Source organism: Sphingobium sp. TomMM15 (genome assembly GCF_055397045.1).
Map to the genome: position 1 here is coordinate 242,755 of NZ_AP027316.1, position 25,459 is coordinate 268,213.

26 protein-coding genes and 1 pseudogene are annotated in these 25,459 nt (G+C 61.1%); 3 read left to right on the forward strand and 24 right to left on the reverse strand.

Annotated elements, in window-relative coordinates; translation table 11 throughout:
* The 20 genes and pseudogenes from ACZ51H_RS18080 to ACZ51H_RS18175 all read right to left on the reverse strand — a co-directional run bounded on the left by ACZ51H_RS18080 (nt 1) and on the right by ACZ51H_RS18175 (nt 19,960).
* Complete coding sequence (locus tag ACZ51H_RS18080; RefSeq protein WP_464803559.1) at nt 1-2,766, reverse strand: conjugal transfer protein TraG N-terminal domain-containing protein; 2,766 nt, start codon at nt 2,764-2,766, stop codon at nt 1-3.
* A 12-nt stretch (nt 2,767-2,778) separates the two neighbouring features.
* Entirely contained in the window at nt 2,779-4,179 is a 1,401-nt protein-coding gene (locus ACZ51H_RS18085) for a conjugal transfer protein TraH (protein WP_464803711.1), read from the reverse strand.
* Nucleotides 4,180-4,244: 65 nt separating this feature from the next.
* Complete coding sequence (locus ACZ51H_RS18090; protein ID WP_464803712.1) at nt 4,245-5,036, reverse strand: conjugal transfer protein TraF; 792 nt, start codon at nt 5,034-5,036, stop codon at nt 4,245-4,247.
* A gap of 17 nt (nt 5,037-5,053) precedes the next feature.
* Nucleotides 5,054-5,398, reverse strand: a complete 345-nt coding sequence (locus ACZ51H_RS18095; RefSeq protein ID WP_464803560.1) for a hypothetical protein — start codon at nt 5,396-5,398, stop codon at nt 5,054-5,056.
* Nucleotides 5,399-5,432: 34 nt separating this feature from the next.
* Nucleotides 5,433-6,302: pseudogene (locus tag ACZ51H_RS18100) on the reverse strand (conjugal transfer protein TraN); the annotation flags it as partial.
* 1,931 nt (nt 6,303-8,233) lie between these two features.
* Nucleotides 8,234-8,983: a type-F conjugative transfer system pilin assembly protein TrbC gene (gene trbC / locus ACZ51H_RS18105; RefSeq protein ID WP_464803561.1), complete on the reverse strand. Its 750-nt coding sequence runs from the start codon at nt 8,981-8,983 to the stop codon at nt 8,234-8,236.
* A 34-nt stretch (nt 8,984-9,017) separates the two neighbouring features.
* On the reverse strand, nt 9,018-10,013 hold the full coding sequence (traU, locus tag ACZ51H_RS18110) for a conjugal transfer pilus assembly protein TraU (protein ID WP_464803713.1): 996 nt from the start codon (nt 10,011-10,013) through the stop codon (nt 9,018-9,020).
* Between the two features lie 20 nt (nt 10,014-10,033).
* A complete protein-coding gene (locus ACZ51H_RS18115; protein ID WP_464803562.1) occupies nt 10,034-10,303 on the reverse strand; it encodes a hypothetical protein in 270 nt (89 codons plus the stop codon).
* Nucleotides 10,303-10,959 (reverse strand): type-F conjugative transfer system protein TraW, encoded by a 657-nt coding sequence (traW, locus tag ACZ51H_RS18120; RefSeq protein WP_464803563.1) that lies wholly within the window; start codon nt 10,957-10,959, stop codon nt 10,303-10,305. The genes ACZ51H_RS18115 and traW overlap by 1 nt, the downstream gene beginning before the upstream one ends.
* The gene (locus ACZ51H_RS18125) at nt 10,956-11,492 is read right to left on the reverse strand and encodes a S26 family signal peptidase (RefSeq protein ID WP_464803564.1); all 537 of its coding nucleotides are present in this window, start codon (nt 11,490-11,492) and stop codon (nt 10,956-10,958) included. The genes traW and ACZ51H_RS18125 overlap by 4 nt, the downstream gene beginning before the upstream one ends.
* On the reverse strand, nt 11,473-12,108 hold the full coding sequence (locus tag ACZ51H_RS18130; protein ID WP_464803565.1) for a type-F conjugative transfer system protein TrbI: 636 nt from the start codon (nt 12,106-12,108) through the stop codon (nt 11,473-11,475). Before ACZ51H_RS18130 ends, ACZ51H_RS18125 begins: the two co-directional genes overlap by 20 nt.
* Nucleotides 12,101-12,436 (reverse strand): hypothetical protein, encoded by a 336-nt coding sequence (locus ACZ51H_RS18135; RefSeq protein ID WP_464803566.1) that lies wholly within the window; start codon nt 12,434-12,436, stop codon nt 12,101-12,103. The genes ACZ51H_RS18130 and ACZ51H_RS18135 overlap by 8 nt, the downstream gene beginning before the upstream one ends.
* Nucleotides 12,437-12,440: 4 nt before the next feature.
* A complete protein-coding gene (gene traC / locus ACZ51H_RS18140) occupies nt 12,441-15,023 on the reverse strand; it encodes a type IV secretion system protein TraC (protein ID WP_464803567.1) in 2,583 nt (860 codons plus the stop codon).
* Nucleotides 15,023-15,802, reverse strand: coding sequence for a TraV family lipoprotein (locus ACZ51H_RS18145; protein ID WP_464803568.1), 780 nt, complete (start codon nt 15,800-15,802; stop codon nt 15,023-15,025). Before ACZ51H_RS18145 ends, traC begins: the two co-directional genes overlap by 1 nt.
* On the reverse strand, nt 15,799-16,668 hold the full coding sequence (locus ACZ51H_RS18150) for a DsbC family protein (RefSeq protein WP_464803569.1): 870 nt from the start codon (nt 16,666-16,668) through the stop codon (nt 15,799-15,801). Before ACZ51H_RS18150 ends, ACZ51H_RS18145 begins: the two co-directional genes overlap by 4 nt.
* Nucleotides 16,655-17,977 (reverse strand): TrbI/VirB10 family protein, encoded by a 1,323-nt coding sequence (locus ACZ51H_RS18155; RefSeq protein ID WP_464803570.1) that lies wholly within the window; start codon nt 17,975-17,977, stop codon nt 16,655-16,657. The genes ACZ51H_RS18150 and ACZ51H_RS18155 overlap by 14 nt, the downstream gene beginning before the upstream one ends.
* A complete protein-coding gene (locus ACZ51H_RS18160) occupies nt 17,977-18,780 on the reverse strand; it encodes a type-F conjugative transfer system secretin TraK (RefSeq protein ID WP_464803571.1) in 804 nt (267 codons plus the stop codon). Before ACZ51H_RS18160 ends, ACZ51H_RS18155 begins: the two co-directional genes overlap by 1 nt.
* Nucleotides 18,780-19,343: a type IV conjugative transfer system protein TraE gene (locus ACZ51H_RS18165; protein ID WP_464803572.1), complete on the reverse strand. Its 564-nt coding sequence runs from the start codon at nt 19,341-19,343 to the stop codon at nt 18,780-18,782. Before ACZ51H_RS18165 ends, ACZ51H_RS18160 begins: the two co-directional genes overlap by 1 nt.
* 1 nt (nt 19,344) lies before the next feature.
* Nucleotides 19,345-19,635, reverse strand: a complete 291-nt coding sequence (gene traL / locus ACZ51H_RS18170; protein ID WP_062121731.1) for a type IV conjugative transfer system protein TraL — start codon at nt 19,633-19,635, stop codon at nt 19,345-19,347.
* Between the two features lie 55 nt (nt 19,636-19,690).
* Nucleotides 19,691-19,960: a hypothetical protein gene (locus tag ACZ51H_RS18175; RefSeq protein WP_443019038.1), complete on the reverse strand. Its 270-nt coding sequence runs from the start codon at nt 19,958-19,960 to the stop codon at nt 19,691-19,693.
* A 396-nt stretch (nt 19,961-20,356) separates the two neighbouring features.
* Here ACZ51H_RS18175 and ACZ51H_RS18180 point away from each other — a divergent pair, with 396 nt between their 5' ends.
* Complete coding sequence (locus ACZ51H_RS18180) at nt 20,357-20,752, forward strand: hypothetical protein (protein WP_464803573.1); 396 nt, start codon at nt 20,357-20,359, stop codon at nt 20,750-20,752.
* 171 nt (nt 20,753-20,923) lie between these two features.
* Entirely contained in the window at nt 20,924-21,370 is a 447-nt protein-coding gene (locus ACZ51H_RS18185; RefSeq protein WP_062121728.1) for a hypothetical protein, read from the forward strand.
* An 8-nt stretch (nt 21,371-21,378) separates the two neighbouring features.
* Here the strand turns inward: ACZ51H_RS18185 and ACZ51H_RS18190 are convergent, their stop codons facing one another.
* Both ACZ51H_RS18190 and ACZ51H_RS18195 read right to left on the reverse strand, forming a co-directional pair.
* Complete coding sequence (locus ACZ51H_RS18190) at nt 21,379-22,281, reverse strand: lytic transglycosylase domain-containing protein (protein WP_464803574.1); 903 nt, start codon at nt 22,279-22,281, stop codon at nt 21,379-21,381.
* 507 nt (nt 22,282-22,788) lie between these two features.
* The gene (locus tag ACZ51H_RS18195; RefSeq protein ID WP_464803575.1) at nt 22,789-23,064 is read right to left on the reverse strand and encodes an HU family DNA-binding protein; all 276 of its coding nucleotides are present in this window, start codon (nt 23,062-23,064) and stop codon (nt 22,789-22,791) included.
* Between the two features lie 172 nt (nt 23,065-23,236).
* Between ACZ51H_RS18195 and ACZ51H_RS18200 the strand changes: the two genes are divergently transcribed.
* Complete coding sequence (locus tag ACZ51H_RS18200; RefSeq protein ID WP_464803576.1) at nt 23,237-23,773, forward strand: hypothetical protein; 537 nt, start codon at nt 23,237-23,239, stop codon at nt 23,771-23,773.
* Nucleotides 23,774-23,800: 27 nt separating this feature from the next.
* On the opposite strand, the gene ACZ51H_RS18205 is transcribed toward ACZ51H_RS18200, so the two are convergent.
* Complete coding sequence (locus ACZ51H_RS18205) at nt 23,801-24,223, reverse strand: HIRAN domain-containing protein (protein ID WP_464803577.1); 423 nt, start codon at nt 24,221-24,223, stop codon at nt 23,801-23,803.
* A gap of 138 nt (nt 24,224-24,361) precedes the next feature.
* On the reverse strand, nt 24,362-25,177 hold the full coding sequence (locus ACZ51H_RS18210; RefSeq protein WP_464803578.1) for a Ros/MucR family transcriptional regulator: 816 nt from the start codon (nt 25,175-25,177) through the stop codon (nt 24,362-24,364).
* Nucleotides 25,178-25,459: the final 282 nt, after the last annotated feature.

Sequence of the window (25,459 nt, forward strand, 5' to 3'; positions counted from 1 at the left end):
TCACTCGTCCGGAGGACGGGTCTCGAAGAATTTCCGACTTGTCTCCCGGTTGACCCCACTTTGCACGCCCGCACCCGCCTCAATGCTTCCCGATCGCCGGACCTGAGCCGCTGCTTTGCCGGCCGCATAGCTTCTCTGCCCTTCTGCTATGATCTCGACCGCTACACTGGGATCACCCAACGCCGGCCCCTTCAGCAAGCTGCCGACACCGCCAGGATGATAGGATTTCCGCACGTCATCAAAGTCGCCCATCGCCCGATGCGGGACGTCAACCATGTCAGGCTCATGAAGTCGGCCTTGCACCTCAGCACGGATCGAATCTCTCTTCTCACCCATCCAACGATTGATCATGCTGTCACGGACCATCCGTTGATGGTCCGTCAGTTCGGTTGCCCATAGCTCCGGCGCGTCCAGTCCGGGATTGCTTGACTGCTCCTTGCGATACCACTGCGTCAGATCCTGGCTTAGATTTTCGCTCAGTTGCATCCCGTGCGTCTCGGCGTAGCTGGCGTCGCGCGAGAGCTGCTGGGAGAGTTCTTCCAGCTTTTCAGCTGATTCCTGGTAGGAGCGGGCCCGCGCAAGCGAATCTTCCCGTCCTTGCGACGAGGAACTGGTCGTCGATGCCCGGTCAAATGACCCGCCCTTTTCATATGTTCCCTCAGACGCCGAGGCACTGCTTCCGGTCGAATGTTCGTCACGAACGCCGCTGAAGGAACTATTGGATTCGTCGCTGGACCGAGATTCCTTGAAGCCTTGGCTCAACTGATCGTTCTGATTGGCGGTCATTCCCGCGCGTACGTCAAAGCTGCCGCCAAGCCCCCCTCGACCCAGACCAGCAAGATTACCTCCAACATTGCCGCCGATTTGCTCAATCCAATTTGTGGACCAATCGCGACCACGGCTTTCCGACTGGTTGAGGCCGGTTGAAGACCGCTGGTCAATGCCGCTCGAACTACTGCCGGTTTGCCGGGCGCTGTACTCGACCGATGTGCCCGAGCTTCGGCCTACGCTCGTGTCCCATCCGTTTGTTCGCTCGGACGACAGGCTGGACGAACTACGATCGGTATGGGTGGCAGTGAGGATATCGCTCGCCGCGGCCCGATAGGCCTGCGCCTGCCGATGCGCCTCATGCGCCTGCTCCCGCATTTCGGACACGAACCCGGTGTTGGCAGTCGGCGTGAACGCAAGCCGGGAGATGGCATGAGAAGTATCAATCACCTCCTGCCCATTGCCGAAGCTGGACACGACCCCGCCATTTTCATGACGCCAGCTATAAGCAGCCCCACCGGCCTGATAGGAGGCCGCCGTATTCCACTGGTCGCTCTGCCGCATATTGGACGTCTGGTTCGCCCAGCTCACATTCCCATAGGCATAATTGCCGGTGGTCTCCTCCAGCGCCGCCGCCTCCGCCGCGTTCTGAGCCGGTGCCAGCATCGACATGGACTGCCCGGCGATCGACATGGCCCCGCGCGCCAGACCCGCGGCAAGGAAAGGTACGCTCATGAGCATGAACCCCGCGATCGTCGCAGTTTCCGCGTTGACCGCGCCGATCCCGGCATAGGTACCAAGCGTCACGCCGCCCTTGGCAACGCCGGTGGCGGCAACCTCCGCCCGCGTCATGCAGATCATGTGCAAGATTACATAAAGTGGACCCCAGGCAGCGAGATAGAAAAACCCCGTCGCATATCCCTTCAGCGCCGACAGCCCGGTCTGCGGCATCAGGAACAGTGGAAAGATGACCGGGAACATGGCGAAAAACACGACCGTCAGCACGATATTAAGGATCGGCACCCAGGTCATCGCCTGCTGGGCAATGCTGTTATAGGTGTTGCGCGCCTGAATGTCGGCGCGGGTTTGCGCAAAGGCGTCGATCGCGCTCCCGCTCATATTGTTGCGGGCCTGCATAAAGGCATTGATTGCCGTGTTCTGCCGCATCGTTTCGACAAAGCCGGCGGTCGATTGGGTAAAGGCCTGATTGGCGATCGGCAGGTCACTGCGGAGCTTGGCTTGCGCGATCGCTTCCGAGAGCTTGGGATAGAGTTCCAGCCCCCAGATTTTGGAGTTGGACTCGATCATCGAGGCCCATTGGGCATCGAGCATGGAGTAAGCGTCCTTGCACGTCACGATATAGGGCGTGACCGTGCCGCCGCTGCGCTCCAGCCATTCCTGCGACCGGGATTCCGCATCCGACGCGATCGCGCCCCACAGGTTGGTAGCGTTGGCAAGGTCAGTCAGCGATTTTTGGTACAGCATGATGTCGCCGAAGACGCACTGCTTCATATAATGATCGAGATTGGCGGAAAACTCCGCATCACGGATGATGAAATTGCGCGTCGCGTCGAACAGCCGGGCGCCGTAGATGAGGCCATTGCTGCTATAGTTAAGTTCGCTTGGGCTCACGAACACGGTCTCGGCCGTGCGGGTCAGATAGTCGCCAATCTGAGTCGTGAAGCTTGCGAGCACCCCAAGGCCTAACGGCACGTTGGCGACCGTTGCCGGCGCCAGGCTTGGATTGACCCGATCAGTGACCTTGATGTCGACGGTTGGCACCATCAGGCACAGGTAGATCGCGGTGGCCTGAAGGAACCAGTTCAGCCAGGCTTTATAGTTGAGCGTGAACGCCACCACGAGCAGGGAGTAAATGAGGCCCATCACCATGACCACCCGGATCATGGAGCGATAACCGCCACCCCCGGTCCAGGCCGCAACCGCGTTGAACGTGTTGACGAGATATTCCCCGCCGCCGACCGTGAAGACCTCCAGCATCCGGTTCGTCTCTTATCGGATGCCTTGCGCGTTCAGGCCGCGCGAGAAGTTGAGCGCTGCCGCCATGCCCGGCGACATCGTATTTTGCAGTGTGGACTCCAAAAACACGCTTCGGTTGATGACCTGATAGGTGAGCTGCAGCTTGTTATTGAGCTTCACCTCGCGCTGCGCGAACTTCTGCCGGGTGGCAGCGATCTGCGCCTTCCACTGCTCGGCCGTTGCCTGATCGGCCGTCTGATAATGGACCTTGGACTGCTCAACCCGATCGAGCATATTATCGAGCATGGCATTCAATATGTCGACCGCCACGATTTCGGAGAGGGCTTCAATCTCTCCATCGGTCAGCGCGTTATGCGCGAACGCCTGCACCGTCAGGATCTTGTAAAGGGGGATCGTCGCCATGTTGAGCAGCTGCTTCTCGGCAGCCGTCAGCGTGCCGTTGGTGCGGGCCTTCATGCTCATATTGCTGATCATCTGCCGGATGCGGGGACGCAGCGCTGCGGATGCGGGAACCGAAAGGGTGGTTTCCCCCACATCATAGCAATTGCTGTCATTGCATTTGAGCACCTTGACCGCCGGAGCATTCTGCGTCCCGTCAAGCAAGGCGGTGACCACGGCGTCTTCGGCCGGGCCGAACATTACGACATTGCCGCCGGCGTTGGCGCTGGTCGATGGCCGGGTGACGATGGTGCCGACCAGGGTCATGATATATTCCGAGAAATCCTGATCGAAGGCGCCAAATTTTGCGGATTTCTTGAGCGCTTCCCAGGTGTAATTGTGGTTTTCGCCCACCAGCTGGTCCTTCATGGCGGCGTCGCTATTGCCCGCGATCGTGCTGTCACGACTGCCGCCATTGTTGCAGCCTTGCCGGGAGGCGGCCCAGTCGGAGAAGACGCCTTGAGAATTACCCACGGCCTCGCAGATCGTCGCTCGGGTGGTGTCCATGGTCGGCCAGATGCCGCCGACCAGCGCCTGCGCCGTTTCGCAGCTGGAGATGTTCATCTGATTCAAGAGCTGCGCCTTCTGACTAAACTCGTCCATCACCTTGCCGATCTCGGGGGAGACGGAGTCGATCGCGAGCTTGAACGCGAACCCCAGCGCATTATTGGCCGTCGCCTTCAGCATCGCCACGATCTCCGAGGCATTTATAAAGGAGAAGGAGCCTGAGAAGAGATCGATGCCGCCGCAGCCTGCCCGCGCACTGGGAAGCTGGAGGTTGAAGGGCGACACGCTTTTCTGCGGGAACCGCGTCCAGACATTGCCCATGGAATAATAGCCGGCTGACTGGCCCTGGAAGGCAGAGGGGCCAGTGACATTGGCAGCGCCACCCGCTTCGCTGAAGAAATTGTTCATTTCCGAGGCGACATTGGCGTTAGCTACGCCAGTCACAGCGAAATGCGCGGCGGCCATCATCCCGACGGTCGATCCCGCGCTGGTCAGCAAACGGCGAACGCGGCCGGGCTTGCAATCCTGCTCCATCAGAAGTCGCTCCCCACCTTGGTGTTGGTCAGCATGAAGATGCGGTCCATGATCTCGTCGCCCGAAAGGATGCCGAACCCGACCGGTATGGCCCGCTTGGTCGCCGTGTCGAACAGCACCAGCGCCGGCGTTTCGCTGCCGGGTACGCCCATGCGCGCGCGCTGCCCGGTATCGACCACATAGTTGGGGAAATCGCGGCTAGGCCCGCCATCCATCGAAACTGCCATCACCGCCATGCGGTGGCTATCGGCGACCGAGCGCAGGATCGGTGCGAATATGTCGCAGGCACCGCAGCTCTGGGCGTAGAAATAGAAGAGGCCATAGCGCTGCCCAAGATTGGTGAGCACCGCATCGCGGTCGGCCTTGCGGTTGTCGAGCCAGGCGCGCTTGCCCACCGTGCTCACTGGCCGCTGAAGGGTATAGTCGAGGTCGGGATTCTGCCACAGCGCGCGCTGCCAGGTGTCGGAGAAGGTCGAGGCGCGATCGAGCTGCTCGCGTTGGAACCGGACATAGGCGATCACATTGGCCTCTGTCGGTTCCAGGATCGCCTTGGCCTTGAGCTCATCCAGTTCCTTGGTGATCGCAGCCATGCGATCGGCAGCGCTTGCCTTCGGCGCCTCGGATGCCTTGCGTTGTGGGGCCTTGGGCTTGCTGCAATAGAACCAATGGCCGAGCCGGCGCTCACCGCAATAGAAGTCGTCGCCCTGGCCCTGCCTGTCGGCGGCATCAACACCGCCAGCCTCCTGCGCGCGCGCAGGCGCTGCCAGCGGCGCAAGGGCCAGTAGCAGCATCGTCATTCCCATCGCTTTCATGAGCGGTCCTCCGCAACCGGGCTGCCTAGCTGGTCATGGGTCAGCCGCAGGATGGACAACATCAGGGAGACGTCGAGCAGGCGTGTGCCCTGATCCAGCATGCGAATGAGCCCGTTCATCAGCGGCCGGGCGATGGCGCGGCCCTCATTGCTCGCGCGCAACCGAACGCCGCGCTGGAGCAGCCATCCGCGTGCGAGCATATGATCGAGGCAAGCCTTGAGTTCAGCTGGAGCCACCATGTGCTCAAACCAGAGGCTCACTTCCTTGCGCTTTTTGTCGCGCCAGAGCGGCGCGTTGTTGCGATAGATGCAGACAAACACAGCCAGTTCGAAGGCGGTCATATTCCGCCCGAAGGGCTGCGCGCGAGAGCGGAGATCACCGACTATGCAGTTCATAATAGTCCTGTATCTTCTGTTGAATGTCGTTCATCGTCTGGACTTCGTCGGGCATTCGCGCCGCGTCCATGAAGTCGGAATAGACATCGGTGAAGTCCATCACCGAGAGGTCAAGTCGCGAGAACTCCTCGACGGTGAAGCCCTCGCACTGCTCGGCCTTAGGTTTGCCGAACGGCTTGCTGATCTGCGGTCGGCCCTGCTCCTGGAGAATGCGCGAGAGCTTGCTTTCAAAGCAGCAATAGGTCTTCCGCTTCGTCTCGCAGACCCCCAGGATGCTGGAGGAGCAATAGCTGCCAACGAAGGTGCAAAAGCCCATGCGATCCTTGACGTCGAGCATCTTTTCTTCGGTCGAGCATAGGAAGGTGGTGAGAAACTGCGTGGCGACCCCGGCCAGTGCGGCGACATTGCCGCTGATCGCGCCTGCGAGCGCGGCGCCGCCAATCCCCAAGGGCAACATGCCGGACACTTTGCCTGCGCAGCAATTGACGACGCCGAAAATGGGTTTGTGGCAGGTATCGCGGGTGCCCGGGAACACATGCATGTCGTCAGGATCGAAATCCTTGCCCGCCATATCGATCGCGTGCAGCGCGGTGAGCGCGTCCTTAAACTCGCTCGATGCCTCCCGGTTGATCGCCTCGCAATCGCCATTGATGCAGTAGACATCATCGCCGCAGACATATTTGGGCGGTTGCTGGACCGTCCCGCCCGGCACCGGGCAGCGATAGACTTTCTCCATCATCTTGCAGCCGTCGGCCGAGGGGTTGTCGTCAAGGCAATTGTCATATTTCCAGCTGCACTGGGGATTGGCCTGGAGCGCGCCGCAGTCACTTTGCGGATCTTCGGTATAGCAGCTGCCGCCGGGGTTGGTGTTGGATCCTTCCGGACATTGCTGGTGCGAGGAAGCGGGCTGGCTGTGGGTCTGGGAGCAGCTCTGGCCGGATAGGGTGAAATTGGCCGGGCAATAATAGGTGGGCTGCGCGGCGACGGTTGCGGTGCATTGCGATCCCGACAGCACGAACCCAGTCGGGCAAGAATAAATCGGGGAAGCCGCCTGATCTTCGACACGGGTGCAGGTCGTGCCACTTAGTGCATAGCCGGTTGGGCATACATAGACCGGCGTGCCGGGCATGCTGTACGTGCGAGAACAGGCTGTGCCGCTGAGGTCATAGCCAGCAGGGCAAGAATAGCTGACCGATGCTGCGATCTGCTCGTTCACACTGCAGGTCGTGCCCGACAGCGTGTCGCTGCTCGGGCAGCTATAGTGGACGTTGGCCTGGCGGAATTCAGATTTCACGCATGTTTGCCCCGATAACGTATAGTCGGGTGGGCAGACATGAGTGACGGTCGCGCCGGTCACGTTGGTGCGATAGCAGGTCGTGCCCTGTAAGACACCGCCCTGCGGGCAAGTGTAGGTCACGACGCCGTTTTGAACGACGTTCGAGACGCACTGATTATAGGCGGGATCGAAATTCCACAATGCACTCGGACATGTATAGGTGGTCAGCGGCTTGTAGAGGCACCAGCTGTCGCCATATTTCTTCTCTTCGCGCAGAAATTCGATGCTGCCCGGATTGGTGCTGGTAGGGGCGCACTTCCTGTTTGCAAACTCGGCCTTGCGCATGACGCAGTGCGGACCGCCGGCAAAGCCTGATGGATTATAATAATAATAGGGGCAGGCATAAGCGGGCGTTGCCGACGTGGTGTTGGTCGTCACACATTGGCTGCCCTGGACGGTCCCGCCATTGGGGCAGCTATAGGTCGCGGTCGCCGCATAATTCGCGCTTTGCGAGCAGGTCCCATTCTCAAGGCTATAGCCCGGCGGGCAGGAATAGCTTTCAGCAGCCGGCTGCGACACTTGGCGGCTGCAGGTCGTACCGTTCAAAGTCCATCCCGCCTCGCAGCTATAGATTGCCGTGGCCGCGTAGCTGAAGTTGCGGACACACAGCGTGCCCGACAGCGAGAAGTCGGCAGGGCAGGAATAGAACGGGGTTGCGCCGGTGATGACGGTCGTCTGGCAGACCGAGCCGACCAAGTGATAGTCGCTTGGGCAGCTGAAGCCAGTCTGATCGGCGCTCTGCGTGAGGCTCCGGCTGCACCGGCTGCCATTCAATGTCCAACCGGAGGGGCAGCTATAGGCGCTGACGTTGGCTTGCTGGGTCTGCGCGCATTGCGACCCCGTCAAGGTCCAGTCCGCATCGCAGCTATAGCGGATACCGGCGGGGACGGTCTCGACCATCGAGCAGTTCGTGCCGCCCAGCGTCCAACCAGGTGGGCAGCTATAGACGGTCTGCGACGGCACCGAATTGACGACGGCGCCGGTGTCGCATGTCGCGTCATAGAAGATCTGGCTTTCATCGGCGGGCAGGGGTTTGCACTCGCCACTGCCGCCGCTGATGCTCTCGCCGCCCAGCTGCGTGGAGGGATCATTCTCGATGGCTGACGCTTTGGCCGTAACCGCCTTGATCTCCTCAGCTGAGAAGCTGGGGCGGCTTTTGTTGGCGTCGGTCGTGATCTGGTAGACCTCACTCGACCCTTTAAGTGCGGCTGCCTCACTGGCTAGCCTTTGGGGATCGCTGAAATAGTCCGCCTGCGGCAGGTCCGTGCCCTGATAGCCGGGCACGATCGCTGCTTGGCTATCGTCCTTGGGAATCCAAGCTTCATCGCTGCGCATCGCGGTGCCGAGCGCCTTGCCCTCGTCACGCGCTTGCCTGCCGGTCATCTGCGCAGGCGTGGGCACAGCCGCGCCCAACAGGACCAAGGCAAGTAGGGAGGCGAGCCGTTTCATCGCCGGCCACGCTTCATGTTGGCCAGGGCGATCGCGGCGACACGCGCGCCAGGGCCATTGCCATCGACGAAACTGCCCAGCGCATATTGCGCGGTCACATTGCCGGTCATCCGGTCATAGGGCGGAACGGCGCTCACGCAGTGGAAGCCCGAACAGGGATCAAAATCGGATGACACAGCGACATAGGTCGGCACGGCCTGCACATCGAAGGCGCGGAACAGCCGAGGATCGATGCCGATATTGGCGAGGTCGCTCGCGTCGACGACATTGGCCAATGCGGTCGAGAAGGTCTTCATGCTGTTATTGGGGAAGCCCCGGAACACGACGATGCCCCCGGCCTCGGCGACATCGTGGACCATCTGCTTCAATGACGCAGGCGGCATGGAGAGGCTGGCAAAGGCAATGAACTGCGGCGCTTCACCTGGCTTGCCCTCGAGGTTGGTCGCAGCGCCGGCAACGATCGCATCGAAATCGATCGCGCCGTCCGGCCCCTTGGGCAGATCGCTGGAAGCGACCCGGCGCATATTCTCGGTGCCGCCCTGCTGAACAGCCAGAGCCTCATCGCGGAACGCGTCGCCGCGATCCTTGACGTGGTTGACGAAGGCTTCCGCATCGCTTTGGAGTTCGGCGGCGCGCGCCTTGATGGCCTGAACATCGAGGCCGTTGACGGTCTGCGCCAGCAGCGCCGAAATCCCGGCTGTGCCAAGCAGCGCGCCGACGCCGATCCGCGCCCAGGTTCCGCTCATTGTGCGCTTCCCTCGCCGCTCGGGCGAACGCTGCTTAGAAGACACAGCAATTCCTCTTCCTCCAAACGAGATAGCCCATATCCTCCCCGCCGGCGGGATAGGCGCGCCCGGCACCAGGGGGCATGGTGGACGTACCGATGGAGGAGCAGGCGTAGCGGCCCGACACCGTCGGGATCGGGTTCACCATCTGAAAGCGATATTGCTGCTTGCGCATGATCGGCATGACATATTTTTCGCACAGGCCCTTTGATCCCATCGTTCCCCATGCGAGCGCCTGACGATGCATCTTGTAGGCAAAGCGGGAGAGCGCGAGCCGCGAGGACTGAACATGGCCGATCGAGGAAGGGATGTTGCCGTTCATGGGGTACATGCTTCCCTGGCAACCCGCGCACCAGAACAGCGTGTCAATCGGCATGGCGGCAGTCGCGGTCACGCAGTCAGCGGCGCAGGCGGCTTGCGCGATGGGATTGGCAAAGACGATGGCTTCAGGATTGATGAGGCCGGAGAGCGCATCATCCTGCCAGAGCGGATCGACCTCGGTCATATAGGCGATGTCGAAGCTCGCCTGCTCGAAACAGACGAAATCCGTGAGCAGCTCCATCCAGTAGAGCAGCGGATAGACATACCAGTGGACATGCCATTTGGCGGTGCTTTGTGAACGACCGCCAACCACCGAAGGCCCCGCCATATAGCCCTGGCCGATGTCGAACCCCGGGGCAATGCGCACGCCGCCAAGATTGGGGAAGCACCAGGGCTTCATCGTGACATCGGCGAGCCGCGCAGGCTCCCAGAAGCCAACCGAGATGCCAATGCGGGGAATCGGATCAGTGCAAGCGCAGATCGGGGAGGAGGGGTTGGACGCATCCGGGCGGTTGCCTGGCCAAATCTTCAGCCCCCCGACCGACAGCGGAAAGAGGCAGGACCAGCACACGTCGGTGATGGGATTGACGAACTTGCCGTTGCATGTGGGCGCGGCCTGCGCTTCGGGCGATAGGGCAAAGCCCAGCAGGGCGGCCGAGAGGACCAGCATGGCGCGCCGCAGCAGCCGGGTCATTCCGACGGCTCCTTCAGATCAAGAAGGGCGTTGTCCGCGCGCTGCTTCGCCACCCAATAGACCAGGCTCTGGATGAGGGTAAGCACGATCAGTACCGCGGCGAGACCAGGGGCGCCTTGGCCAAGCACCGCTCGCAGCGGCCCAATAAGTTCCACGCTTAGCGCGGTGAAGAGGCAGAGGAGTTGCCAGGCGATCCGCATCCGCTGCAGGCGGCGCGTCTCGGGCGCCGCCATGGGCGTGCGCATCAGGTCGAGCCAGAGCGGCATCAGCTCGCCTGTCGCTTAGGCAACAAGATTTCGCTTACGCGCATAAGCTTGCCCGCTGGCTTCACCACCGCCGGGACATGCTCGATCCCGAACTTGTCGCAGAGGCGGCCTTCCTGGTCGAAATAGAAGCGGCGCTGGCGGCGGGTCATTTCCTCGATCGGCGATCCGGCAACGAGGATGATCTTGGCCTGGCTATCGCTGTAGCGGGCTGTCGCCCAATCCAGTTGGGCTATATTGTCACCGTCGATGAACACGAGGTCCTGGCGGATGGTCACGAAATCGAGTGGGTTGATCCGCTGTCCAGCGGCCGCGATCAGCTGGCCCTGCTGATCCCGAATGTCCTGCTCCAGCGTGACGGATGGGTCATAGTCCCAGGTCCGAGCCCGCTCTGTCGTGGTGATGCCGGCCACCGGATCGGGCCGTCGAACCTTGGCCGCCGCGCGCTTGGCAAATTGCGCGTTTATCCGTGCCATTTCCCCTGAAGCCTCTGCTCGCTTCAACCGGGCTTCGATGGTGGCGAGCAGATCGGGCTCGATCACAGGGAAGGTCTGCCCGGCCAGGCCATAATCCTTCGCCTGTCCCCGCATCGGCTCGATCACCAACAGCGCGCCCAGCAGGGCGGTCGCGCCCGTCATTCCCGCCAGCGCTGTTCTCATAGGATTGGGACCCCCGTGCCGATAATCTGACGGGCGCAGACAAAGCCGATCTGCGCATAGCGACTGTCGAACCCGTCCTTGTGCGGCGTACCGACATAATAGCAGCCGGCCGGAACCGGCCCGGTCGCACCGGGAATCAAAGGCTCGCCCAGCCGCGTCTTCGGCTTCATCCGCGCGACGGGCTTCCCGTTGATGGCGACGGCGGAGCCGTCATGGCTCACCACATCACCGGGGAGGCCATAGACAATCTTGCCAAAAGGCTGCGGCCTCGCCCCAAAATGCCGCCGCACCAGCGCGGTCTGCGGGGGTATGAAGAAGATATGGTCGCCTCGCAGCGGGACCTTGGTCTTATGGATGACGAACGCCCAATTGGGCAGGGAGTCCGTCCTGTTGATCAGGAAGGCATGGGCATCGCGCCATTGGCTCATCGCCCTGTAGCCGCAAACCGCCACGAGGCTGAGGCCGATGGCGCCCCACAAATCCCAGCGTGGTCGCAAGCGAGTGGCCCGCGCTTCACTGACCGCTTGTGCCATCAAAGCCTCCATAGGCGGGAGCTGGCGGAGCATCCGCGGGGGAAGGGGTAAAGGGCGACGCGCTCGCGTCGTCCGCCGTCATGGCGATCGGCGCGGACGGGAGAGGCGCGGCGGAGGGGATGGCGCTTGGCTGGCGCGACATCGCCTGCATCTGCTGCGCGGAGGCCTGGCGCGGATAGGGAACGCCTGAGGCATAAACCGCCTTCTTGATGCTGTCCGTGATGTCAGGAACATTTTTGGTCAGCACCGCTTCTCCGACCATGACAATCTCGCCTCTGTCGGAGCGGCGCTGAACCTCCTTGTCGAGCGCTGCCATGAACCGCCGCATCTCGCCTTCGACCCGATCGGGCGTCGTGGCGGAGCGGGCCTGCGCCTGAACGTAATCGCCGACAATCGCGGACAGGCGCGCGGATACGATATGGTCTTGGGCAGGCGTCAGCAGCGTCTTGGTGACCCACATGCCCCAGACCACTGCAGCCACGATGAGGGCGCCAGCGGCGATCTGGGATCGGGTGAGACCGGCAAAGATCGCCTGGGGGCGCGGCTGTTCGTCTGGCGCGGGCGTAGCTTGAGGAACGGGAATATGGGGCAAGTGGAGTTGGTCTTGCTCAGGCATAGGGATGGCTCCTGCGCGGCGCGCGGCGCGGCATGATCGAATGGCGGCGGAAAAGGAGGAGGCAGACGACCAAGAATAGCTGGACAAGGCCAAAGAGCGCAAAGAAGGCGGCCGCGCGCGCGCGATCGGCAACGATGTAGCGTGAGGTCAGATTATGAAGCTGGTGCATCAGCCCGTCGAAGCTGAAATCCCCGAGCATCAGGAAGAAGAGGACAAGGAGGCCCCAGCTCATGAGCAGCGTGGACGCGACCATACCGGTGACATGCAGCAGGCAATAGGCCGCGTGCCGCCAATCAAAGGAGTGAGGCTGTTCGAAGGGTATCGCCATGCCTTCACTCCGCCGCCAGGGCGAATGCCGCTGGGGTGCTGCTCGTCCATCTTTCAGGACTGTCGGGATAGGCCATGCGCTCGATCGCTTCCTCCATGGCGAGCCCGCGCTGCATCATCGTCTCGATCGCCGCGAAGGTCTTTGGGCTGGAGGAGAAGAGGGTGGCGGAATAGGGGTCGAGCACCAACCGGCCGACTGCCAGCGTGTCCGGCCCTTTGATCATGATGTCGGAATATTCAAAGCCGTTGCGCTTTAGGGAGCGCAGCAAGGCGTCGGTATAATCGTCCATCTCGAAGCGATCATGCTTTTTGAAGTCCGCGATGGTTTCCGGCTTCTGCTGGAGGATCATGAACCAGTCACTATTCTCGAGCGCAGCAATCGAGCCAGCAGACTTATAATAATCATTGAGCGATTGGGTCGCGGTCACCAGCGAGGCTCCATATTTACGACAGGTGCGCGCATAGGTTTCGATGAAGTCAGCCATCGCGCCCCCGCGCAACATCTGCCAGGCTTCGTCCAGCAACAGCGCTTTAGGCGTCGCGCGATCGACCTTGCGCATCATCTGCTGCGCCATGAACATGATGGCGGTCAGCACCACGCTGCGCAGTTCTTCCCGGGAAGAGAGATCGGAAAGTTCGAACACGGTAAGCTGCGCTGACAGTTCGAACGACGCCTCGCCTTCGAAGAATTTGCCGTATGTCCCTTTCGAAGAGAAGGGCCGCATGGCGATGGCGAGATTGGTGGCAAGCTCAATGCCGGTTCGCTCCAGCGCCGCAATGACGGCGTCGATCGAGCCGTCCCGACCCTCCGCTTCCCACACCTCATTGACCGCGCCGTCGATCAACCCGCGCTCGGTGTCGTTGAGCGTGTCGATATGCCGAGCCATCTGGTTTACGATCGCCTTCAGCATCGCCATGCAATCGAGCAGATAATCCTCGTCCCGCGCAGCGAGCTCGATGTCGATCATGCTGAAGGGGTTAAGGCAAAAGCCCGACGACATCGTGAATTCGACAAAGGCGCCGCCCTGGAGCTTGGCGGAATGCTCAAACGAGCGTCCGTCATCGATCACAACCACGCGCGCGCCCGCGCCGCAGAGCGATGCACACAGCTCTTGTAGCGCGACCGACTTTCCCGACCCCGATTTGCCGAACACCGCGACATTGTGATTGCCGGCGGCATTTTCGAAAGGAGACCAGAAGAAGGGCTGGCCGCGCCTGCCGATCAGCAGCATGTGCGGCACGCTGCCACCAAGATATTCGCCCTGGATCGGCGCGAGGGTCGCGGCGGTGGTGGTGAGCATGGTGCGCATCCGCTTCATGCGGGCGAGATCCTTGGCGAGGCCGTTAGCCATGGTCATCGGCATGGCGCAAAGCAGCCCCATGATCTGCAGATAGCGGTCGTCGAGCAGATCCCAGCCGCAAGCGCGGTACACGGATTTCAATACCCGCTCATGGGCATCGCCCTTGCCCTGCGGCGAGAAGGCGGTGACCGAATAGAAGAGTTTGACGAGCTTGCTGCCTTGCTTGAGCTCCTCATTCACGCGAGCCCATTCCTGGCTCTGCTCCTTGAGCTGGGGCAGGAATCGGGCCGACTTGCTGTCAGCAAGGCTAGTGGTGCGCATAAATTTCATGCCGGCCCTGCTGGAGGCGGCTTCAATGTCGGGAAAGTCGATGCACAGGTTCGTGGCAACCGGGCAGGGCATGCGCAGCTTGTCGGTAAACATGTCGCCAATGAGGCGGGTCATGTCCCAGGGCGCCCAGCGCTGCGGCAGGTTGCGGACCGAGAAGGAGCGCACGTCGAACGTGTCGGGATAGATTTCGCCGATTTCGGGCATTCCGTCGATTTCTTTGCCGGTCGGACGGAAGCGCTCGGTCCGCAGCAAGATCTTGTCGGCTTCGATCCGCATTTCGATGTCGCGGCGAATGGCCTGGTCGGCAATGCTGTCATAGGGACTGTAGCTCACCGCATCGTCTCCTGGTGCGGTGGTGGGCGAAGTGATGTCGTCGATCCAGGCGATGAGCTTTACCGGGTCCATCTTGCGGGCGGTGACGTTGATCGAGGCGAGGGCGGAGATCATCCCGTCCATGACGCCGACAATCTCTTCATTCGATACGGTCGAGGACTCTGGCGTCGAATAGGAAATGGCCACGCGGTGATCGCGCAGGTAAAAGGGCGCATCGCCCGAAAGCGAGGTCCACACGCCCTGCGTCAGATGCTCGACCCGATGCTTGGCCATTCGCTCATAGACGCCGCGGGCAAGATAGCGAGGGACGTTCCATTTCGAGAGATGCTCGCCCACGCGTGGGCTCATCCATTGGTGAAACTGGAGGCACCCAGGGGTTGGAATGCCCTCGGAGATGAACTGCGCGAGGATTTCGCCGGTGCGCTCGTCCGCGCCTACCATCGGCGCGACCTCCAGCACGAAGCCGCGCGAGGCGCTGTTGTAGAAGATGCCCGTCTTGGGGTCATAGCTGCGATAGGGTAGCCAATGGGCGAGCATCGGCACGCCGATGTCGGGCCGATCAGCGTCGGGTTGGTCGGCATCGCCCAGGACATTGGCCATCAGGCGCTGGAGGAAACCTGCCATTACTGATCCTCCGCGACAGCTGCGGGGAAGGAGGCGGCGCGCACCGTCGGGCCCACGGCGGGCGTTGCAGGCCCGGGAGCGTCGGTGGACGGGGCCTGACTGCTCGCAGCCGGCGCGGCGATGTTGGTGGCGGCAGCAGCACGCGGCGTTGGTTTCAGTCGCTGCGACACATCCGCCTTGATAGCGGCCACCGGATCCGCCTTGCGCGCTCTGGCAGCTGCGACAATGGCGGGATCGGGGAGGTTGGGGTCAACTTCGAGAGGCGCAGCCTCCTTGCTGGACATCGCTTCGGCGAGGCTCGGCATTTCTGGCGCGGCGGTCATGGCATTGCGCGCTGTCGCCGCGCTCTCATCGGTCCAGGTCAGCCACTCGCCCTGCGAGACGACGGCATGGACGGCGCTGGCTTCATGCAGCCGCCCGCGCTCATCGATATGAGCGGGGAAGACGATCCGCAGCACGCGTTCGTTTGTCCGGCCCGGTGTTGGGTTGATTGGCCTGCGAACGGGTAGCACCGCAGCGACGCGCGGCGACCGTGGCTTGACCTCGTCGCGATAGGGGCCGGCGGGCGCCGGCATGACCGATGGATCATCGCTGATCAGTGCGAGGGCGCGGTCGTCGATCACGGCACTGGGCGCGCAGATGCCATCGGGAGCCTGGCAGGCGAAGCTGCCCTTGATGTTTCCGCCCAGGCCCACGCAGCCGGACAGCGCGGCGATAGCGAGCAGGCCGGCAAGGGCCTGCGCCCCGCCAAGCGGCCGCGCCGTTGTGGGCCGCATCATGACCGGCCTTCCTTCAGCCAGTTTTCGAGGAACTGCTTGGGTCGATAGCCTTCCAGCACAGCGCCATCGCCGCGCACGATCACCGGCGTGCCATTGAGGCCATGTTTGCGGGCAAAGGCTTCATTGGCATCGAGCCCGCTGGTATTGCAACCGGGACCTGCTTTGATCGGCTCGCCGGCATAGGCGGCGTGCAAGGCTTCTTCCCTGTTGCGTGCGCAATAGACACGGTCGGAGAGGTCACGGCTGCCGAGCGATGAGATGGGTCGTTCGATCACCCGGACATTCATTGAGCGCAGGACGGATGACAGGGCGCGGCAATAGCTGCACCGGAAATCTGAAAAGACCGTCACCGCAGGCGCCGTCGCTTTACCCCAGACAATCGCACCGTCCCTGGGAAGTTCGGCAAGCGACAGGATGCGCGGGGTGTCCGGCACGACATTGTCGCTGCGCGCAGCGCCGGCTGCGGCCTTTTGCACTTCGCCGCTGGTTGCCGCTGCATTGGCGGATGCCGCTGCGCCAACCAGCATGTCCGGGTTCATCTCCAGCAGGCGCGCTGCCGTGACGTCCTGCCGCGTTTCCATGTCATAGACCCGGCCGATGATGAGATAGCGCGCCGACCTGTCGACATAAAAGAGGTTGGAACCGGCGGTGATTTCGCACAGGCCCTTGACCTTGGCGCAGTTGACGTCACTCACCTGGGTCTTGGGCAGGCGGGCCTTCAGCAGGGCGCCAACTGCACTATTGTCGTTGCTGACATCAGTGGCGAGTGCGAGGCTGGCAAGGCCGACGCAGGCAGTGGCAGCGATGACAACGCGCGAGGGACGGACAAGCCCGCCGATGCGGCGGGCCAGCTTAGTTGCGGACATAGACACCCTCCAGGAAGACGATCTCGACATCGATGCCGGTCGGCATCTCGATCACCGGCTGATATTGCTCGGCGCGCTCGATCAGATATTTGGACACCATGTCACCGGTCTGGGCGACGCCCTCGCCAATGCCGCCCTCGAGGATATCGCCGGTCGAAAGTTTCGCGCGCTTGCCGTCGGTGGCGATATTGGTGCCCTGAAAGATGCTGTTGGTGTTGGCAGAGAAGCCCCGACCGAAGCCGCCCATCAAGCCGGCGAGAAACGCCTGGGTGACGAGCGAGCCTTCGCGCGACACCACGCGGCCGCGCACGCCGGTTTTGCCGGCGAAGGCGATGAAGCCCTTGACCTCTGACACCGCATAGCGCCCGCCGGGCTGCGGGCAGGTCATCTTCTGGAGCTTCACATAGACCTTCTCGCTGGAGAGATCACCGCGCGCAGCGCCATTGACGAGGCAGCCCTCGATCTTGGTCGTGAGAAGCTTGCCATTGGCGAAGACCGAGCGGGCAGGGCCGGTGACGCGCAGCACCACCGGCAGCGGGTCAGTCTGGCTGTTCACCCCGGCGCTGGCATCCACGCCGACGATCACGCGCGCACGGGCAAAGCTGTTGGGTGGCAGATAATTGGGGCTGTCGGTATAGACGGTGTTGCCCCGCTCGACCTTGGAGGCAGTGCCGCTGTCGCCGCCGGCGAAGCTCACCATCTTGACTTCATTGGAACGGGTGAGCGCCAAGGCCCCGCCTTTAACGTCAGGACTATCGGGGCGCTGATAGGCTTGGGTGCTGCCCGGACCATAGAGCGCGGAGGGCCCCGCTACCGGGGCCGGTGCAGGGCGGCCCTGCGAGAGCTGGCGCTTAAGCTGATCATTCTCCGCCTGATAGGCAGAGAGCACGCGCTGCCCATCTGCCTGCATGGCTTGGTTCTGGCCCTTGAGGGCCTCGACCTGCGCGGTCAGCGTATCCATCCGTTCCTGCTGTCCGCCAACGGCCCTGAGCTGGTTTTCCTGGGCCTGGAACTGGTTCTCCGACATCGCCATCCACTCCTGTTGGGAAAGATTGCGGTTCACGAGATCCTTGGTGGACACATCCACATCGGTGACGCTGTCGGTTTCGACGTCGTCGGTTTTCTTGTCGTCGTTGAAGATCCAGAAGCAGGAGGCGATAAGGCCGACGCCGGCCACGCCGGCGAGCAGGGTCATCTGCTTGCGGCGTACTTCCTCATTGCCGTTGAGGTCCGCGGCGACGGGCGAAACACCATCACTCGCCATGTTGATGGATTTCGCTTTACGCGAGAACAGATCGGCCAGGGCCATTATTGCCTCCCATTGTGCGATACGAGATAGGCCGTGGTGACCTTGCCCGGGCCAAGCTTGGGCTCAGCGATCGAGACGGCGAGCGCGCTCGCTGGCGCAACCGTCGCTTCATTAAGTTCGATGTGTGCGGCGCCCTTATTCTCGATGCGCAACACCTTGCCGGTCAGGTCGGCGCCTCGATATTCCGCGATCATCTGCACCTTGAGGCCACCGACATAAACGGGGCGCAGCGAACGCTGGACCATGTCGTACCCTGCAGTCGCGCCGCCGGCATACATGGCCTGCATCAGCTGGACGGCGGCCTCCTGGGGATCGGGCGCGGCGTTGCTGGACGCGCTTTCGGCCGCTTTCTCCCGCGCAATCGCGGGATTGGAGACAAAGACCTGCACGGCTTGCTCGCCGCCGATCCGGCAAGCGAACTTATAGACATAGCCGCGCTTGCTGGTCCCGAAAAAGGAAAGCATCGGTCGCTTGAACCCGTCAGGCACGGAGAGATAAATGTCGCCGCGCACCGGTTCATTGACCACAGAAAAATCGTCGGAAGTGTTGCCGGTCGAGATTTTGGAGACGCTCGCAAATTCATCCTCGACGAGGCTGATGCGAGTGAGGTCCTTGGCCGAAGCCTGGCAATCCACCTGCGCGCTGTCGGCGGCGATGATATTCTGGTCGGCCCATGCGGGCGTTGTTACCAGCGCTGCCGCGAGCAAAAGCAGCGACGCGCCGAGCGTCCGGTGGCCAATGCACTGGCGCGAGAGAAATGCAGTGCCGGTAGCAGCGCTGCCAATGGCATAATAAGCCATCATCAATCCTTGCCTTCTGATTTTTCCACGACGCCAAAGCCGATCAGCTTCAAGCTCAGCCCAGAATATTCCCAGTCGTAGCGGAAGGTGCGCGGCTGTCTGGAGACCACTTTGCTGCCGACGATGGTCGTGAGATCACCTGCAACTTCCGAGTGGAGACCGGCGGGGTCGAGCTTCATTGACTGAATGGTGAAGAATTGAGCGATGGAGGAACCGCGCTGTTCTTCCACGATCTTGAGGAGATCGGCCTTGATCTTGCCGTGGACGCGCGGGGCTGTGATATTGAGCACCGCATTCATCCAATAGTCGAGATTTTGCGGGCTACGATCCAGCGTCAGCACCACGACATCGCGCGTAATCATCTCAAGATACTCGCGGCTGACGCCGGCGCTGCTCACCGTTACCGGCGAACGCAGCACGGGCTGCAGCACGACCTCACGGTCGCGCGACAGGCTGATGAAGACGAGCAGAAGCGCAAAACCTCCAAGAATAAGGCTGACGGCTGCCAGAAGATTGCGCTGGCGCAGGATGCGCTGCGCTTGGGCATGCTGAAATGAAAGGTCCATGTCACCCTGCCATCAGGCGGAGATAGGAAGGTGGTGTGGCCTTCAGCCCGGTAAGTCCGGACGGAAGATGCCAATAGGCCAGGTGCAACAGCCACGAGGCGGTGCGGCCTGCCTTAGCCTTTCGTAATCCCCACCAGCCAGCGCCGCCAGACGCTATGCCAATGATGATGTGCTGAGACAGGATCCCCCAGATGAAGGGAGCCACCATCGCCAGGAACTCATCTACTGTCCACAATCCAATCAGTTCAGGATCGTCTAGATGAGAAGGTATGACATATTTATCCTGGGCCATAACACCACCCCCATGGCAGTGCCGGTGCTGCTACTGCCGGCCCCGCCAAAATGCGTCAGATCGTCGCGGTCACCGTCGAGGTGACGATCGGGATGCCGGTTCCGGCCCCCACGCCAACGCCCACGGGGATGGCAACCTGCCCGAGGCTGAAGCGGCCGCTGGCCAAGCCGACGATGCCGCCCGCCAGAGACAGGACGGTGATGATCTTGCCACCCGAGCCTTCGAGAAAGCCGGTGAACTGATTGAGGGCGGTATCAAAAGTGGCGTCAGCGCCGGCAAAGGCAGGGGAGGCCATGGCCGCAATGCCAATAACGCAGGTGGCCATGCCAAGCGCTGCGACTTCGCTCTTTCGAGCGAATTTCTTGAGAGACTGCATAAGCAATTTCCTTATTGAAGGACGGCACATCATTCGTGCCGAGAAGGAGATTGCGGCGGTCGGATTTCATTCGCCAAGGGAAAGCCGACCCGATAGATGGAGGGTCGAGAAAAAAACTCTGTTCAGGCGGTCTTAAGTCGTCATGCGTCCTTGTAGCCGGGACAGCTTGTCCCGAAGGTTAAAACGGCTGTCCCGGCGACCGGGACCGCTTGTCCGAGCATTCGGGACCGAATATCAGAGTTGTGCAGGGCGATGTAATGCCGAGCCGAATCGGCCCGGAGACACATGCTCGCATGGTGTTGAAACGATAGACTAAAATATCGCTCATGGATGTAGGGACTGAGAATGACATCGGGTAAAGTCGCGTTGAAGTTCGAGATCTCAGTTCCCCTTCATGGACTTGCCCTCGCAAGCTTCAAGCTCTTCTCGTCGGAAACAAAAAAGGAGGATCCAGTCACCTCCATCATCACCAATCGACTTCATAATCATGACCGCGCGATCACGCAGACTTCGGCAACAGACCTGCGGGATTATCTCGTCGTCGCCAGTGGTGACGCAACCTTGCCGGTGCGGCTCGATCTGCCGGAGGCGGATCACGAAACATTCCAGCTGCACAAGACAATCATCGCCGAGCATCTGGGCCAGGATATCAGCGAGGCTCAAGCCGTCACAGTGATGCTGATCGACTATGTAATTGAGCACACCGCGGTGTCTTTGGTTGACGCGATGGAAACCAAATAGTGACATCAAATCAACTTCATATTGACCTAGAATCAACAGTTTATTGCAGGAATGGGGTCTTGCCACGGGCCCAATGATATGCTTTGCGAGTTGCGATCAGTTCGCAACAGGGGCATAGTGATGGACGCTAGTGTACGGGATGAGGGCCAACATTCTGCGGTTTTCGCCGAAATGGACCGCTACATTCCAGTGATTCACGGCATGCTGGACGAGCGGAAAATGACGCTGCGGGATCTTGCGATCCGCTCCCAAATCTCCAAGAGCCGTCTCGGCATCATCCTGCATCGGCAGCCGGCGAAGCGCGTCATCATGCAGCTACCGGAATTCATCGGCATCCTGCGCGCCTTGGGTTTTGAAATGATCCATGCGTGGGCCGGCGCCAAGAAGCGGGAAACCGCGGACATGACGCACGATAAGAGCTTTGACGCCTTCTATGCGTTTCTGATGGAGTTCAATGCGACCTTCCCGGAGATGATGCTGAATACGCCCGAGCTGGAAGGCGTGGAGTTCCGAAGGGAATGGTCGCGGCCCTTGGCCGAACTGCTGATCAAGCGCGTGCTCGCCGAGCTAGACCGGCGCCGCCGCATCCGCGATGAATTTGCGCTCGGGGAAGACTGACGCCCGCTTCAGAAGGTTGACACCGCGGCGCTACGGCTGACTCTCGCTCCTGAAGTGCGCGACAATCTCGGCTGCGCCTGGACTGGTCCGCTCAGCCTCTGCCAAAAATCAAGGATGCTGGCGACATAGCCGCGCGTTTCGCGGAATGGAGGTAGCCGGCCATTCTGGACGTTTCCTGGACCTGCATTATAGGCCGCTAGCGCGAGATCATAGCGGCCGAACTGAGCGAGGTGACTGCGCAAATATCTGGCGCCGCCGCGGAGATTTTCGATCACGTCAAACCGGTTGACGCCGAGCATTGCGGCGGTACCCGGCATGAGTTGCGCGAGGCCGAACGCGCGCTTGGGGGAAAGCGCGAGCGGATTGTAGCGGCTCTCCTGGATGATCATGGCGTCGAAGAGGCCGATCGGAAGGCCATGTTCGCAGGCGATCCTGCTCATGAGCGCAAAATAGGTCTGGCGTCTGCTTTCTGCGTCGGGAGTGAGGAAGCCGGTTGGACGGTACCGCAGCGGGTGACAGCCAGACATATCGCTTGGCAAACTGGCCGAGGGGAACGGAGAACCACCGCGCATCCAGGCAGGGATGACGAGACCGTCCGTCATAGAGACGGCAAGCTTAGCCGGGACGGGTGGCTCTTGAGGTTCAGCAAGGCTGCTTGCCATCTGGAACTCTACCCAACGGCGGCTGAGGTCATGAACGCGGAATGCCAAAGCACTGGACGCGATTTTGGGCTCGGCGGTGGCGCGGTGCGGGCTTTCAGCCTGTGCAGCCGAGCTTGGCTGCTTAGCGGCGTTTGGCGGGCTGCCCGTCAGATTAATCAGCTGCACTGCGCGAGCCGAATTGTCTCGCGCGAGCGTGGGCGGGCTAGCGATTGCCGCGATCGCCGCGCCCAACGCCATTATCCGTTGCATGATGTGTCTCCCTGCATTCAGCTAGAAGCCGAGAACAGGAGAGCGAGCTTGTCAACTGGACGCTTGTTCGCCGCGGAGGGCCGTCACCGCAATAACGAACGGATTTGAAGTGCTGGTCGATGATGCATCGGCGGGGCTTATGCCCGCCAAATTTTAAGCCTCAGCGCGGCATGCTCCCCAAGGATCGCGATAAGCGGCTGTGCGGCAAATGATCGGCCACGGAGCCTATGTGATCCGGGCAGGCCAGGCGAAAAAAAAGGGCCGATCGAACGACCAGCCCACTAAGTCTTAGGAGAGGATGCCTGAAAGGCAGGCCTCCTTTCGCATCGCACCTTGCCTTCGACAACTGCGAACGGCGACAGGGCGATTGCAGAAAGTGCAATCAGCGGCCTCGCGCAAGCTACTGGCACCGACCAACTGAATGCCAGAAGTGTCACTTTACCCGCTTCGAAAAAGTGACACCAGGATCGAAGATAGAGCGCCGGCGCGTCCGGCGGCGCTCCTTTCTCAGCCGTTCAGCTGGTCCTTGACAGCCTTGGCAGGCGTGAACGTCAGCTTCTTTGACGCTGCAATCTGGATCGTTTGACCATTGGCAGGATTGCGGCCTTCACGAGCAGGGCTATCCTTCACCTTGAACTTGCCAAAGCCATTCAAGCTCACCTCATTGCCACTGGCAGCGGCGGTAGCAATGGCATTGAACACCGCGTCGACATAGCTGCGGGCGTCGGCTTTGCTAAGGCCATGCTCGGTCGCGATGGCTTCGGCGAGAGCGCTATTGTTCATGAAGATCTCCGAAAAAATGGAGCGCCATATCTATCGGATTTTCCACTTTGGGCAACGAGATTTGCCAGGCGAGAGAGCCCTGCGCCTCACGATAAAGTGACACGTGTGTTTTTTGTCGTTTGCCACTGGTGCAGGGGATTCACATGCGGGCAGCTTGTGCTAGATTCCTGATATGTTCCAGCAGGCCGATCTTTTCGCACCCTATGAAGCAGCGTCCACCTTGGGTTCGCTGCCTGATCTCATCGAACGTATTTCGCAGGTTTCCAAGCGACCCCGTTATGCTTTCATGGTGCTGAACCTCATCTACAAGGCCGTAGGCCAGGGTGACAGCGTTGGACCTTATGTCCGCTATGGCGGCGCCCTGCTTCCGGTACGCGATTGGCTCTGCGAGGCGTTGATTCCGCTGGCGCAGCGTGACGGTCGGCGGCGCACGCTTATTGAAGCGGTGCGCGTGGACCTGGTCGCCAAAGGTCAACTGCCGGAGGATCTTGCTGCCGCGGAGATCGTGCTCGCTGATGAGGTGAAAGCGCGGATCTTGCGGTCCGGACGGACAAGCATCAGCCGCGCCGCGTCGGACCTGGTGCGGGCGGGTTTACTGCGGCGCCACTATAAGGGGTATCGTGTCGATCACGTGAACCGCGGCGCGCAGCGGGAGGCGGTCTACACGATCACGCCGGAGGCGAGGAGAGCTTTAGGCCGCGTGCACTAGAGTGAGGCCCCGTCGGATCGGCCCGCTTCAATCATCCGGTGGAATATAATCCGGCCAGAAGCCGCAATCCGGGTCGGCTTTGCTCTCATGCAATTCGTCTTCGGTCGTGACTGGTTCAGGTGGCCGCGGCGGTAGGGTGGGGGTGCCGCCATCGAGATGCACCCGAATGATTGCACCGTCCTTCGTCGCAGCCTGGAAAATGGCGCGGACATCCTGACCTTCACCAATTTTGGAGCCAATCCAGCCGCACCGTTCAGCCGATAGATAACCGATCTGCAATCCGCGGAATGAGAACACCGCAACGGCGGAGCTGTCGGCCTTGTTGTTGGGCTCCTGCACCAGCGAAATAGCATCGCCGGGATTGAGCATGCGGATTTCGAACTGCCGGTTCGTGCCGTCCGGGTTGGGGTGCAGTGCGCCGACAACTGCAAGACTGAGTTCTTGCGGCATCGGATCCGCTTAACGGAAAGGCCGCTGCGGTGTCCAGAGAGGCTGGGAGGGCGATGCGACCATCAGATTCGCCGTCAGGCAATTGTCCCCAAAAAGGATGTGCAGCCCCACTCGATCGCAGGGCTGCACATCCTTCGATCAGTTAGTTGTTGGCTCGGGTACCTTTGCATTCACATTTGCAGCAGCGGCCGTTGTAGTGGTTTTCGACGATTTCGGCTTGTCGGCGGCCTTGACCTTGGGCGCAGGCATTGCCTTCGCGGCGCTTGCCTTGGGCTTGGCGGTCTTGTTACCCCCGCTCATCACAGTGTCCGGGCTCTCCGCTTTCTCAATGGGCGGAGTGGGAGATTTTTCTTCCTTGGAGAATGCAATGGAAAGGCGCTTGCGGGGGGCGGCCTTGGCGGCTGCAGGCACCTTTACTTCGCCCTTTTCAGCCGATGCACCGGGCGCCTTCGGCTTTGCGGCCTTGGCAGGTGCTTTGCCGGCAGCGTTTTTGCTCTCGGCAGCAGCCGGTGCCTCAACAGCCGGGACATTTGTGGGAACAGAAGCGGCGGCCGGCTTCCTGCCAAGACCAAGCCTCTCCGCTACAGCGCGACGCGCATCTGAATAGCTCGCGGCCACCAACGGGTAGGACTTGGGCAGCTTGTAGCGTTCGCGATATTGTTCTGGTGTCAGCCCATGCGTGGCAAGATGCCGCTTCAGCGTCTTATAGGGCTTGCCATCAATGAGACTGATGACGTGATCTGGTGAGGACAAGCTCTTGCGGACGGAAACTGCTGGCACAAATTCCTGTGCTGGCGCTTCGTTGGCCGCCGGCGAGAGGTCTTCTGTCAACGCGGCTCGCGTGGCCTTGACCAGCTCAGCAAGACTTTCGCTGGAAACCGTGTTTTTGGATACGAATGCGCTCAAAAGTTGAACAGTGAGCGCGGTAATGTCGGACTTGCTTTCGTCTGCCATGAGGATCGACCCGTTAATCAGTGAGAACGTCCTTTTTAGACATATTTGTAGACATGTAAATGTTGCGTTTTTGATGTGACACTCAGTTCAATGCAGAATCTAGACAGTATCAATCAACCAAGTGACATGATCGCAGAGGATCGCGGCAGCATCTACAGCGAGATCAATCCAGCAGCCTTTGGGACGAAAGTCATGTCTCCACTTAGAGAACTTCGGTTTCCACTTCGTAACGTTGCGACGTTCACCTCGCTCGCGATTGTTGACGGCCATAAGAGCACTGGC